This window comes from Xenorhabdus indica (genome assembly GCF_014467235.1).
GTDB classification, from domain to species: Bacteria; Pseudomonadota; Gammaproteobacteria; order Enterobacterales; family Enterobacteriaceae; genus Xenorhabdus; species Xenorhabdus indica.
The window spans coordinates 252,476-265,720 of the sequence record NZ_NKHP01000002.1 but is presented as its reverse complement, the minus strand read 5'-3'; the positions used below and the strand labels follow the sequence as shown (position 1 = coordinate 265,720).

The window sequence follows — 13,245 nt, the reverse complement described above, 5'->3', positions numbered from 1 at the left end:
AGAGTTTCTTTCTCAATCTCTGATTTAACAAGGAATAAGTGGCTTTACCCCATGAAATGACGCTCTTATAATAGCCGTTTTTTTGGGGTAGGTTCATGTCGAACCTGCTATATACGGTAATAACGCGATAATTACGCACTAACTGCGGGGGAAACACTACATGAAAAACAGCATGAAAAAGTGGTTCTATCTGTTAGCCGCTGGGATGATGGCATTAAGCATTGGTTCGGTGAATGCAGCTGCCGCTGATGATGGCAAGACACTCTATTTCTACAACTGGACTGAATATGTTCCGCCTGGTTTGCTCAACCAGTTCACTAAAGAAACTGGGATCAAGGTGATTTATTCCACCTATGAATCTAATGAGAGTATGTATACCAAGCTGAAAACCTATAAAGATGGGGCTTATGATTTAGTTGTGCCATCCACTTACTTTATCTCCAAAATGAGTAAAGAAGGAATGTTGCAAAAAATCGATACAAGCAAACTCAGCAACTTCCACAATCTTGATCCTAATCTGCTGCATAAGTCTTTTGATCCGAAAAACGAATATTCCATCCCTTATATTTGGGGAGCGACTGCTATTGGTGTCAACAGCGACAGTATCGATCTCAAAACCATTACTTCCTGGGCTGATTTCTGGAAACCTGAGTATAAAAATAGTTTGGTATTGACGGATGATGCACGTGAAGTTTTCCAGATCGCGCTGTTAAAACTGGGCTACTCCGGTAATACAACCGATCCGAAAGAGATTGAAGCGGCGTATAATGAACTGCAAAAGCTAATGCCAAATGTACTGGCATTCAATTCTGATAACCCTGCTAATCCATTTATGGAAGGTGAAGTTGATGTCGGCATGATGTGGACGGGCTCTGCTTATGTTGCGCGCCAGGCTGGAACACCTATCGATATTATCTGGCCAAAAGAAGGCGGAATTTTTTGGATGGATAGCCTGGCTATTCCGGCAAATGCTAAGAATGTCGATGGAGCGATGAAGCTGATTAATTTCCTGCTGCGTCCTGAAATTGCGGCGCAGGTTGCCGAAAAAATTGGCTACCCGACACCAAATCTGGCCGCGAAGAAACTGCTGCCAGCGGCTGTGTCAGGGGATAAATCACTGTATCCTGATGAAGCCATGATCCAAAAAGGGGAATGGCAGAGCGACGTTGGCGGTGTTAATGTCCTGTATGAAAACTATTTCCAAAAACTGAAAGCGGGTCAGTGATCCGGGATTTAATTAGAATGAAAGGGAGTGTTTGGCTCCCTTTTTAATTCTTGCGAATTACTGTTTAAAGACCTGGCTACGATGCCAGTTAATAAAGCCTTCCAAAGGGTAATAGTCTCTGTTTTGAGGAAGCAATATATAGGCGCGCAGTATCTGCTGGCGGAAATGGGGATCGCGCATTTTACGGATATCACTTAAAGAGAAATCCAATTGATTGGCGAGTAATTCCTGTACGCTATCAGGGAAATGTTCACTAAGGATTTGTTGCGCTAATTTATCGATTAAGGCGGGTTTATTGCGTAACAACTGATAGCTTTGTTGATCGAAACCACCTTTGACGTTGAATTCAATCAGCTCGCGTTTTGGTGGCTCTTTGCTGCCTTTTTGTGGTGTGCAAAGTTCTGTATTTTGCAACTCCCAAAAACCATCACTACGCAGTCGCCAGAAAGGTAAGGTGGGATAGTGATTTTTACGTCTTGGGCCAAAATGATTAAGGAGATTCAGTAATGGCTGGTGGATCTCCTCTCCATAATCAAACAGTCGTTCATGACCTTTCTGGTATTGAGAGAGTACATACAACAACAATAACGGCTTATGTGGCGCACGTTGATCACCCTTGCGCCATACAGAAAGGTTTGAGATCGCAACTTGTAGTTCTTTGATTGTAGGCATGTAAGTTGTTTGATTAAGGGATAAAGGTATAGGTATAAAGGTATTGCGATCATGCTCGCAAAAGTGGTGAAGGGCAAGGTGTTGGCAAGGTGTTGGTTGAAAGAGTAATACTATCTGGTATTCCGATGGAACTAAGACAAATCAAGCAATATATATCCCATTGACTTATCCCATAAGAAATCTATTCATTCCAATGAACTTAATCAGGAGGCTTTCTATTTTGAGAGAGCTGGTTTGATGGTGAAGATGTTACTTCTGATTTTATGAATCAATAGAGAACAACCAGGTGAACAGGTCAGGGAAGCTTTTATCAACATTACGGTCAATTATGTATCAACTCTGTAATATTGATAAAATTAATTTATGGTGCTGAAAGATAGACGAAACCCCAAAAGAATCTGGATATTATTGAGGAGTTCGCAGCACGTTTAGAAGTTATGATCTATGGTTTTGATGCGGTTGCTCATACTGTTCAGGTTCGCGCTGTGTTAGCAAAAAAGAAACATCTTAGTCCTTGGCTTTGGCTTTATTGTGGTAATCCTTCACAGTATTTATCTGTTTAAATAAAATATATACCAAGCTCCATTTTGGGCTGTTTTAACCCGTTGGTCGAGAAGTGAATACATTATGGAGATTCGAGCATATTATTCTTTTATTTTTATTATTTTCATTTAATCAATAGATTTTTCTGGTAGAAATAAAATTGAACTGATATCAATTTTAAATTTTATGATTCAATGAAATTGGTTTAAGGAGTATTCTTACTAAATACAGCATAATTAGAGAACTGTTTTTATGAGCCTTAAAATGATAATCGTTGTTTATATCAAATTTGTAAACGCATCATTCAACGTTATACTCCAAACTACAAGAGTTGATTTCGGGTTAAATACTCTAACCAGAGGATACATATTATGAAAAGCTTGAAGTTATCAGTTGCAGCATTACTGGTGTTGTTTTCAAGTGCAGTAATTGCAGCGCCCACGGTATCAACAGATCACACGACCAAAACGGGCACAACAGTGGAAAAGAGTGTCAAAACGACCAAAAGTAAAATGAGTTCGTTAGAAAAGAAAGCCGGTGAAAACAGTAAGAAATCAACGAAGAAAGGAAAAACTAAAGCTAAAAAAGGTGTGAATACTGCGCTTTGTAAAGACGGAACTTATAGTAAGAGTAAATCGCGTAAAGGCGCATGCTCACGCCACGGTGGTGTAGACAAATGGTTATAGTTTTACGGTGACTTTTCATTATGTCTAATCAGGGGGCTTAGGCCCCCTGATTACTTTCCAATAAGAATTTATTTTTTTATTTTTACGCTTAATATATCCGTTATTGTGAGCGTGATATTATTCTTAATATTGTGTCCTTATTTATTTAATCTCACTATTAAAACATGATTAACCACTAAAATAGATAACTAAAAATAGATAAAATTATATCTAATGATTCACATAACTAAATTAATTTCTGCATTGATAATTTAAGATGGGTGCGAAATGATTTTTTTATTAAAAATAAATGAGTTAATCATAATATTGTGAATCAAATATTCTTTATTTTAGATGTAAAATAGTAGGGAAACATGTAATAAATAACACTATTTGCCAGATAAAATCCCAATAATTATTACACTTATTTACGGTATTAAGTAAAAAATATAGATTATTGTCAGTAACGTGCTAATATTCGTTACGTAATTAACCTTACGAACCACGAATAAAGATAGCTATATATTGATTGCTTTGTTAATATTCGTGTGTTTTTTATCCAGAGTAATAAAACGAGGAGAAGCAAATGCCCTCTCGAATGATGATGAGGACAACTGCGGTCTTCGCTTTCTTTCTCTCTTTAATCTTTACTGGATTGAGCAATGCTTCAACCAATAGCTCAAAAGTGAAAGAGTATTCTCACAGTGGCATAAAGCATCATTTGCCTGATTTACGGAAATACCCTTCAGGTACGCCCAGGAAGAAAGCGTTTTTAAATATTGTTGTCCCTGTAATTGATAAGCATAATCAACAGATTATGCAAGACCGCACATGGCTCCTGTCGCACCATAAATCACATAACTGGTCTGCACAGGATATCAGGCGATTGCAGAAGATCTGCATGGATTACAAAATGACTTGTACCTCACTAAAATGGGTCGATTGGCATAATTTATTGAGTAGAGTTGATATTATTCCGACCCATTTTGTTGTGACTCAGGCTGCCGCAGAATCAGGCTGGGGAACATCAGAACTGGCGCAGAAAAACAATAACCTGTTTGGAATGCGTTGTCGCTCATGCGGCAATGCTAAAGGGAAAATTAAAGGTTATTCAGTTTATGATTCGATTGAAGCTTCTGTTGTCGCCTATATGAAAAATATGAATACGCATCGTGCTTATGAGTCACTGCGTACTTCACGTGCAAGGCAGAGAATAGCACAGATGCCACTTAATACCGGCAAACTGATCGATCATCTTAAAGGTTATTCCGAATTAGGTGCTGGCTATAATCGTTATTTACATAAAGTATTTAATGGCAATAAGGAATTGATTTCACAAGTACAGGAATACGGGAAGTGATTGCCAATAAATACGAGTAATATGGTTACTCTTAAATAATCCGCACTGTATTAATTACAATGTGGATTATTTTTTATCATGATAGTCTAAAAAACCGTTAGCACATCATAGCATCGCGAAATAGATCATGCCGACAATTGCTCCTGTTGTACCTAAGATAGTTTCCATGATTGTCCATGTTTTTAAGGTCTGTCCTTCTGTTGCTCCGGTAAATTTACCGAACAACCAGAAACCAGAATCATTGACATGGCTGAAGATTAATGAGCCTCCAGCGATACATACAGAGAGTGCTGCCATTTGTGCGCCGGAATAACCCAGTTCACCGATAACAGGTAATATCAGGCCGACAGTGGTCAGACAGGCGACAGTGGCTGAACCCTGTATCACACGTACAGCGCCTGCCAGAATAAAACATGCCAATGCGATTGGCAGGCCGGCACCAACCAATGCGTTACCCAACGCCGGCCCTACACCGGAATCAATCAACACTTGTTTGAAGACACCGCCCGCACCTGTAACCAGTAAGATAATTCCCGCTGGTTGGATTGCCGCAGAGCAGACATCCATTACTTTTTCTTTGCTCATGCCACGACGAATTGCCAGGCCATAAATTGCCACCAGACAAGCAATTAAAATCGCGGTGAAAGGATGACCGATAAATTCCAGCCACTGATACAGTGCAGATTGTTGATCAACAAAACGGGCACCAATGGTTTTCAATCCGACTAATACTAATGGAAATAGTACCAGCACCAAACTGAAGGCAAAAGAAGGCATTTGGTTCTTACCAATGCTTGGTGTGCCCAGATCTTTGGGTAAATCCAGAGTGACATATTTGCTGATGAAATTACCGTATGCGGGGCCAGCCAGTAACATACCGGGAATTGCTGCGCTCAGGCCAATCAGGATCATCCAGCCAAAATCTGCTCCCATTTGAGACGCCAGCATCATTGGAGTTGGCCCCGGCACCAGAAACGCCGCCGCTGCTGCCACACCGGCAAATAATGGAACTGCCAGTTTTACCACATTACCGCCAGTCCGACGTGCAACAGCAAAAACCACGCCGATCAACAGTACAATCGCTACATCAAAAAACAGGGGTAATGCACAGATAAGGCCTGCAATACCTAGCGCATAATTAGCCCGTTTTTCACCGAAGCTGCCTAGTAACTTCACGGCGATTTGATCTAGTGCGCCAGTTTCATGCAGGATTTTGCCAAACATGGCCCCTAGTGCGACTACAATAGCAAGGAAGCCCAATGTGCCTGACATACCGTTTTGCATAGTTTGAGCGATTTTTTCTACTGGCATCCCGGAAAAAATACCGGCTCCCATTGAAACCAACATCAAAGCGATAAAGGCGTGCATTCGGGCTTTCATCACCAAAAACAGCAGCAGAAGAACAGAGCCGACAGATGTCAGCACCAGCGTTAATGTACTCATTAATACGCCTCGGTAATATGGTGGATTGTTTTAATTGTGTTTTTAATTACTTCATCAAGAGCTGGTTTGATATCAATAAGATGGATATCTTTCTCATCAATTGTCGGTTCTTCTAATGCTTCAAATTGGGAGATCAACATTTGTGGTTTGAAAAAATGTCCTTTGCGTGCTTTCAGGCGGCTTTCAATTAATTCAAAATCCCCCTGCATATACAGGAATGACAAGTTTTTGTTACCGTTACGCAGAATATCCCGGTAGCGTTTTTTCAGGGCAGAACAGACCAGCAAAGAGATGTTATTGGTACGTTGCATGGCAAAAATGGCATCATTAAGCGCTTCCAGCCACGGTTGACGATCATCGTCATTCAAGGCATGGCCTTCTGCCATCTTCTTAATATTGGCGCGGGGATGAAGGAAATCTCCATCTAAAAATGCAGCATCCAGTTTACGGGTAATACCATTGGCAACGGCAGATTTACCACTGCCGGATACCCCCATCAATATAAAAACATGGTTTGGCTGCTGGATATCGCTCATCATCAAACTCCTTTGTGCAGATTTTGTCAATTGGTCGTCCTTGTGATTGAACTGCAATATTTTCTTTGTGAAATATTACCCGTGAAATGTTACCGGTAACTATTTATTAGCAACATTATCAGTAGCAAAGGACAGGGAGCAATCAATCAAGATTGCTAAAAAAGGAAAATGTGAGGCCTATCGCAATTGAAGATGGGAAAATATCATTTTAAGCTACAAAAATTAAACACTTTCACCTAATGAAAGTGTAAAGCCAACGTCAATAAGGGTTTGTTCTGGTTTTTCGCCCTTCAGACGGGCAAGCAATGCCTCTGCTGCCTTGCGTCCTATTTGGTTACGGGGGGTCAATACGCTGGCAAGTTTGGGGGTCATTACCTGACCGACATCATGTCCATGGAAACCCGCTACAGCGATGTCTCCCGGTACTTTGATCCCCTGACGCTGACATTCAAATATTGCTCCAATTGCGATATCGTCATTGGTACAGAACAGGCCGTCGACATCTGGGTATTTCAGGTAAGTTTCCTGTAAGAGTCGGGCTCCCAATGAGTATGATGAGCTGGCAGGTGTCATCACTTTTCTTGGTTGTAATCCTGCACTGCGCATTGCCATTTCATATCCTTCTAAACGGATCAACGTTCTTTCATTTTGTCGGGCGCCGAGGTAGACAACATTCTGGCAACCACGTCCGAGCATGGATTCTGTCATCTGACGTGCTGCTTCAAAATTATCAATACCAACAGCAACATCAAGACAAGGCGATACACTGTCCATCAGTTCTACAACGGGGATACCCGTGGTTTCCAATATTTTCAGGGTCTTGGGAGTATGTGTTCGTTCGGCCAAGATCAGGCCATCAATATTATAGGAAAGCAGGGAGAGCAGACGCTCTTCTTCTTTCTGTGCTGAGTAGCCATAATGCGCGAGCATCGTCTGATAGCCATGACAGTTTGTCACATGTTCAATACCGCGGATAACTTCGGCGAATACCTGGTTGGTTAATGAAGGAAGTAGCACCCCGATTGTCCGGCTGGTGGAATTGGAGAGAATATCCGGCACACGGTTAGGAATGTAACCCAGTTGATCCAAAGCCGCAGCAATCCGTTTCCCTAAGGCTTCGGAAACCTGATTTCTCCCCGCGAAGCGGGGAGAAATCACACGCATCTTGAAGTTAGATTGGTATAGATATCAGGAATAGTTACTTACCCAGATCCAGTCAATTTATTGAGAGCAGATAGAATTATCAGAGTAAAAAATAACCAGTCTGAAATTATTTGTATAAAAGTCACTCATTAAAATATTTTCAGTAATTTATTAATTTATAAGCATTTTTAGTTAAGAATGGATAAGATGGCTTATGCTAGTCTGCCGAGTCTTTCATTTTCCTTTGAGTGTATTATGACCTTAACTAACTTCAGCAAATTGTTAGCCGCTACATTCTGTCTTGTAACTTCATACAGTTATGCAGAAAATGAGCGCCCACTGTTTTCATTGACGATGACTGAATCTGGTGTACCGCAAACGAATAGCGATGGTAGTTTGTCCCGCTCTGCAAAATCAGAATCGCGTATTCTGCCGATTTGGGGGGATGAAGCTCGTGCCAAAGGCTATGATCTTCCTGAGCCATTTGGTGTCAGTTATGGTTATATGAACCTGCGCCAGAATGTTATTGTGGATAGTATTAAGTTTGGATTTACTAATCCAATATTCAAAGTTTTTGAAAAAAATACTGTTGTTAATGCTGGTGATACTCGGAGCAGAAATGAAACCCATTTACTGAAACTGGATACTTGGGTTTTACCTTTTTTGAATGTATATGGTGTTTATGGGAAAACTAAAGGTAAATCTCACACAAATTTGGACAGAGTTATTGTCCTTGGTGATGCTGATACCTATAAAGATATTCCTTTCGAACTGAATTTTAGAGGGAAAACTTATGGCGGAGGTGCAACGGTTGCTGGTGGATATAACCAGTTCTTTGCCACATTAGATGCTAACTATACACGTACTAATCTGGATGTTTTAGACGGTGATATCAGTGCATTTGTCGTCACACCTCGTATTGGTTATGAATTTGTTTTCAAACCATTATTCACTGGTCAGGGTAATAGCAAAGTTCAGGTATGGGTTGGTGCTATGTATCAGGACATTACTCAACGTTTTAAAGGTGATGTCAGTAATCTAGATCTCCCGCCTCAGTTGTCAGAAGCATTTAGTTTGGTTTCTGGCATGACCGACATCAAATTCGACGTCAAACAACATCTTGCCCATAAATGGAATAACACTGTCGGTGCTCGTTTCGAAGTCACCCGTAATTTCAATATATTATCTGAAGTTGGCTTCGGTAACCGAAACAGCTTCTACGTTTCTGGTGAGTTTCGTTTTTAATGTTGAACCTTATGACGCTCAAAAGGCTGGTGATATCCAGCCTTCTTCTTTTTACAGCCACATCAGTTTACGCAGATATCTTGCCTGATCGGCAAAAAATTGATGGCTGGCTTGAAGAGTTAGGTGGCAGTAATCAATTCGATGCCAGCAAGAAGATTGACTGGGGGGTGTTGCCCGGCCCATTTTATACGCCTGAAATGGGTGTGGGGATAGGCGTGGCGGTGGTTGGGCTTTATCGCCCTGACAGTAGCGATCATATCAGTCAAAATTCTTCTCTGGGGCTTAGTGGTTTTGGATCATCCACGGGTGCATTTGGCCTGAATTTTACCAATTACAATTTTCTTGCCAATGATCAATGGAGGTTATTTATTTCCGGTACGCTCAATAACATCCCTACCTATTATTGGGGGCAAGGTTATCGTGTCGGGAAGGAGAATCGCAATAAAGAAAGCTATCGCTCGCAGGAGTTTGATATTCGCCCCCGTGTGCTTTATCGCGTTGCTGATGCAACCTACATGGGATTAGGCTGGAATTTCTCATCCGTCAATGCCAATGACACCGATGCTAAGGCGAAGAAATATTTTGCACAGTCCGTTGGTGGTTCTTCTGTCATAAGTTCTGGTGTCAGTGCATATTTTAGTTATGACACACGGGATTTTTTGCCTAACCCTCAACATGGTCAAACTATTGAGCTTATTTATACCTATTTTTCCCCTGAATTAGGGGCAGATCATCATTTTCATATCACTCAATTACAGTTTTCGACTTATCACCAGCTATCTGAAAAAACTGTGCTAGCCTTTGATAATTATGCCCGTTTTAGTGCAGGTGATGTACCGTGGAACCAGTTATCCCTGCTGGGAAATAGTCGGCGTATGCGTGGCTACTATGAAGGGCGCTATCGTGACAAAAACATCTTCACCACTCAATTGGAGTTAAGGCATAAGCTGGACTGGCGCCACGGTATTGTTGGTTGGATAGGTACGGGAACATTGAGTGATACCCCTTCAAAATTGGGTAACAGGCATTGGCTCCCTTCAATTGGCGTGGGCTATCGTTTTGAGTTTAAACCACGTATGAACGTCAGGTTAGATTTTGGTATCGGAAAAGACAGTACCGGGTTCTATTTTCAGGTTGGAGAAGCATTTTGAAGCAATTGGTAACACTGTTTCTAGCAACATTGTTTTTAAGTTTTCTGTTGATAGCGTGCCAAAGTAAATCAGCCCCCGTTACACCTACGCCTGTCGAGCCGATGCTCAGAAGTGACACACAAGAACAGGCGGAAACCGATTGGCCAGTTCTGAGCCCTCTTGATCCTCCTGAGGGGTTAAGAGCGTGCTGTGTATTCGGTTACAACCTGAAAGCAGAAGCATTGGGGATCCCTATTCCTCTCTATAGTATCGACAATATTGTTGAAGCTGAAAAATTGGGAGAACACCACTATAACGATAGTGTTTTGGGAGCGAGTGCTGCGTTATTGGGGTTCAGTAATGAAAAAATCGGTTTGCTATATACCGAGAAAGGCGGGTTTATTGATATTGCTCATGTAAGAGATACCGCAGACTATACCCTTTATTTCTTTAGCCAGATTTATGCTCATCTTGGGCAAGAGTGGGTGTTGACGCTGGATAATGAACTTGCAGCGCGTAAAATCCACTTTTTTGCATTCACACCGCCGGAAGATACCACTGAACGTTATACTCTGAGTGCTTACCTGGCCGCGAAACTCGCTTTTCAGTTAGCCGCCTGGCATGAAATTGCCCAATGGTACGGCTATCAGTCTATTCCCGGATTCTCAGAAGCTGTTTCGGCGTTTTCCCCAGAAGATCTCTATTCCAATCTGTTGGGCGCGAGATTGGCACTGACGCTGATTTTGCAAGGTCAGGCATCTTCTGTAAGTCAATTCTCTGTTGCTATCGCAAATATCCTGCCAATCGCATTACATGAACTGGGTACTTACAATAGAGCAGGTACAAAAAAGATGTTTGATGAGGTTGATGGTATATGGTGGAACAGTTATCGGCGTGTTTCTAAAAAATTTCTGTTGCTGCGCAGGAACTATGAAACCCAGGATGATCGTTATCCATTAATGCCATTTGATAAAGAAAAGTCTGCTTTACGTCTCTCTTTGCCTGAGTATTATCAACATTTCTCGCTGGATAAGTTAGCAGAATTCCAGTTATGGCCAACGGATAAGATGAAAAACCTACCTGTGCCACAACGCTATTGGACAGTGAAAGATTTTCCAATGCTGGCGGAAAAAGCTGAAAAACAGGACATGAAACAGTTGTTGAATAATAAATAGCTGTTTATGTTTTATCTCCCGACTAGATAACGACTAGATAAGGTTAAATACTAATTCTCAAGCAACTGTAATACCTAAAAGCCAATTTTGGACGACCTCAAAGCGGGGATTGAGCAGGAGTGTAGCTTAACTACACTCCTGCTATATCAATTATATCAATTATGCTGACAAGACGATTTTCAATGCTTTTTCTTGGGCCGCATGACTAAATACGTCATAAGCGGTTTCTATTTCATTCAATGGATAATAATGAGTGACCAGCTTTTCAGGTGCGATTCGGCCGGATTGAATGCTTTTCAGTAGCATGGGAGTACTGCTTGTATTGACCAGTCCAGTGGTAATAGTGATGTTTTTGATCCAGAGATTTTCCAGATGTAAATCGACGGATTTACCGTGGACTCCCACATTAGCAATAAACCCACCCGCAGCAATGATGTCCTGACATATCTTGAAAGTTGCAGGGATACCCACACACTCAATGGCAACGTCTACACCAAAGCCACCAGTCAGTTTGTTGATGATTTCTGCTACATTTTGTCGTGTCGGATTGATAATTGTGTTAGCGCCGAGCTGCTGAGCGACGCTAAGACGGTTATCATCATTATCGATCATGATGATGTGTGCCGGAGAGTAGAATTGTGATGCCAGTAGTGCCGATAGTCCGACAGGCCCTGCACCAATCAAGGCGATAGTATTTCCGGGTTGAACTCTGCCATTAATAACACCAATTTCAAAGCCTGTTGGCAGAATGTCACTCAGCATTAAGGCCGCTTCTTCATCGACACCATCCGGCAGGCGATGAAGACTATTATCAGCATGGGGAATACGTACTTTTTCTGCCTGTGTGCCATCAATCTTATGCCCCAGGATCCAGCCTCCATCTTTACAGTGCGCATAAAGCTGACGTTTACAATGAATACAACTACCGCAGACGGTGATACAGGAAATAATCACTTTATCACCGACCTTGATATTGCGGACGGATTCTCCAACTGACTCAACGATCCCAATACCTTCATGTCCTAATGTCCGGCCTTGCTCGACAGTAGGAACGTCTCCTTTGAGGATATGCAGATCTGTGCCACAGATTGTTGTTTTGACGATGCGGATGATAGCATCTGTTGGTTCGATGAGTTGGGGTGGCGCTTTTTCTTCCCAGAGTTTTTTTCCGGCTCCGTGATAAACAAGTGCTTTCATATAACCCCCTTCACAGGTGATAGTTGTCACTTATGTTATTAGTTGTTTGAAGTTTAGCAGATATATAACGTTTTCGGTCTTCGAGGGTGTTCTCTGAGCCAAATATACACAAGTTGGCCCTTGGGGTTTGTTATCTCTGGAAGGCGTGAAACAGGATAGAAACAGCCCCTTGTTGGGGCTGTATGTATCACTCATCTTGTTGTTCTTCTTTTTCTTTAGCTGCCTGGAGTTTCTCTTTATCTGTCATTTCCTGTTTCTTTTTCAGTTTTTGCCAGATGCGGCTTTCCTGACCTCGCCAGAGACGTTGGATATTATCATGGTGTCGCATAAGTATCAGACATGAAAGCATTGCGACAGGAAAGGTGAATTCCGGTTTGAACCACCAGACGTAGAAAGGCACGACGAGGGCACCAATGATTGCACCTAATGAGGAGTAGCCGCTCAATAATACGGTCAGTACCCATGTCCCGGCAACCAATCCCATTAAATCCCAACCAATGGCAGCAATAGAGCCGAATGCGGTGGCGACACCTTTGCCTCCTTTGAAATGGAAAAAGATTGGGTAAATATGTCCTAAACAGGCAGCGATGGCGATAATGCCTAAATAAAAAGGTTGAACATCGAGTTTATATGCCAGCCAAACAGGGATCATGCCTTTCAATACATCGCAGATCAGTACTGCCAGCGCGGCAGCTTTGCCGCCAATACGCAGGACATTTGTTGCTCCCGGATTACCGGAACCATGCTGGCGGGGATCGGGTAATCCTGCCAGACGACAGATCAATATCGCGCTGGATATAGAGCCACACAGATACGCGAAGATGATCATACCAAGCGCGATAGCACTCATAAGATATCTCCAATGAATAAAGGTCGTTTTCTTTACTATAACAATGGATAATACGCACATT

Annotated in this window: 12 protein-coding genes; 6 read left to right on the top strand and 6 right to left on the bottom strand. The window is 41.9% G+C overall.

What is annotated here, in order from left to right; all coding sequences use genetic code 11:
- Positions 1-172 precede the first annotated feature (172 nt).
- On the top strand, positions 173-1,225 hold the full coding sequence (gene potD, locus Xind_RS02805; RefSeq protein WP_047679502.1) for a spermidine/putrescine ABC transporter substrate-binding protein PotD: 1,053 nt from the start codon (positions 173-175) through the stop codon (positions 1,223-1,225).
- A 57-nt stretch (positions 1,226-1,282) separates the two neighbouring features.
- Here the strand turns inward: potD and Xind_RS02800 are convergent, their stop codons facing one another.
- Entirely contained in the window at positions 1,283-1,897 is a 615-nt protein-coding gene (locus Xind_RS02800; RefSeq protein ID WP_047679265.1) for a phosphorothioated DNA-binding restriction endonuclease, read from the bottom strand.
- 914 nt (positions 1,898-2,811) lie between these two features.
- On the opposite strand from Xind_RS02800, the gene Xind_RS02795 reads away from it, so the two are divergent.
- Both Xind_RS02795 and Xind_RS02790 read left to right on the top strand, forming a co-directional pair.
- The gene (locus Xind_RS02795) at positions 2,812-3,126 is read left to right on the top strand and encodes a DUF3761 domain-containing protein (RefSeq protein ID WP_047679266.1); all 315 of its coding nucleotides are present in this window, start codon (positions 2,812-2,814) and stop codon (positions 3,124-3,126) included.
- 565 nt (positions 3,127-3,691) lie between these two features.
- Positions 3,692-4,465 carry a protein bax gene (locus Xind_RS02790; protein ID WP_047679267.1) on the top strand — a complete coding sequence of 258 codons (774 nt, stop codon included), beginning with the start codon at positions 3,692-3,694 and terminating at the stop codon, positions 4,463-4,465.
- Between the two features lie 105 nt (positions 4,466-4,570).
- Here Xind_RS02790 and gntU read toward each other — a convergent pair whose 3' ends face one another.
- From gntU to gntR, 3 genes are all read right to left on the bottom strand, one after another.
- A complete protein-coding gene (gntU, locus tag Xind_RS02785) occupies positions 4,571-5,908 on the bottom strand; it encodes a gluconate transporter (protein WP_187649420.1) in 1,338 nt (445 codons plus the stop codon).
- Positions 5,908-6,444: a gluconokinase gene (gntK, locus tag Xind_RS02780; RefSeq protein ID WP_187649461.1), complete on the bottom strand. Its 537-nt coding sequence runs from the start codon at positions 6,442-6,444 to the stop codon at positions 5,908-5,910. The genes gntU and gntK overlap by 1 nt, the downstream gene beginning before the upstream one ends.
- Positions 6,445-6,666: 222 nt before the next feature.
- Entirely contained in the window at positions 6,667-7,608 is a 942-nt protein-coding gene (gene gntR / locus Xind_RS02775) for a gluconate operon transcriptional repressor GntR (protein WP_187649419.1), read from the bottom strand.
- 234 nt (positions 7,609-7,842) lie between these two features.
- Between gntR and Xind_RS02770 the strand changes: the two genes are divergently transcribed.
- From Xind_RS02770 to Xind_RS02760, 3 genes are read left to right on the top strand one after another with little or no spacing between them, the layout of a single operon-like run.
- On the top strand, positions 7,843-8,832 hold the full coding sequence (locus tag Xind_RS02770; RefSeq protein WP_187649418.1) for a hypothetical protein: 990 nt from the start codon (positions 7,843-7,845) through the stop codon (positions 8,830-8,832).
- Positions 8,832-9,983, top strand: coding sequence for a BamA/TamA family outer membrane protein (locus tag Xind_RS02765; protein ID WP_187649417.1), 1,152 nt, complete (start codon positions 8,832-8,834; stop codon positions 9,981-9,983). Before Xind_RS02770 ends, Xind_RS02765 begins: the two co-directional genes overlap by 1 nt.
- Entirely contained in the window at positions 9,980-11,137 is a 1,158-nt protein-coding gene (locus Xind_RS02760; RefSeq protein WP_420856056.1) for a DUF4056 domain-containing protein, read from the top strand. The genes Xind_RS02765 and Xind_RS02760 overlap by 4 nt, the downstream gene beginning before the upstream one ends.
- A 159-nt stretch (positions 11,138-11,296) precedes the next feature.
- On the opposite strand, the gene Xind_RS02755 is transcribed toward Xind_RS02760, so the two are convergent.
- The gene (locus Xind_RS02755) at positions 11,297-12,334 is read right to left on the bottom strand and encodes a zinc-dependent alcohol dehydrogenase family protein (RefSeq protein ID WP_047679278.1); all 1,038 of its coding nucleotides are present in this window, start codon (positions 12,332-12,334) and stop codon (positions 11,297-11,299) included.
- A 187-nt stretch (positions 12,335-12,521) separates the two neighbouring features.
- A complete protein-coding gene (gene plsY, locus Xind_RS02750; RefSeq protein ID WP_047679279.1) occupies positions 12,522-13,184 on the bottom strand; it encodes a glycerol-3-phosphate 1-O-acyltransferase PlsY in 663 nt (220 codons plus the stop codon).
- Between the last annotated feature and the right edge of the window lie 61 nt (positions 13,185-13,245).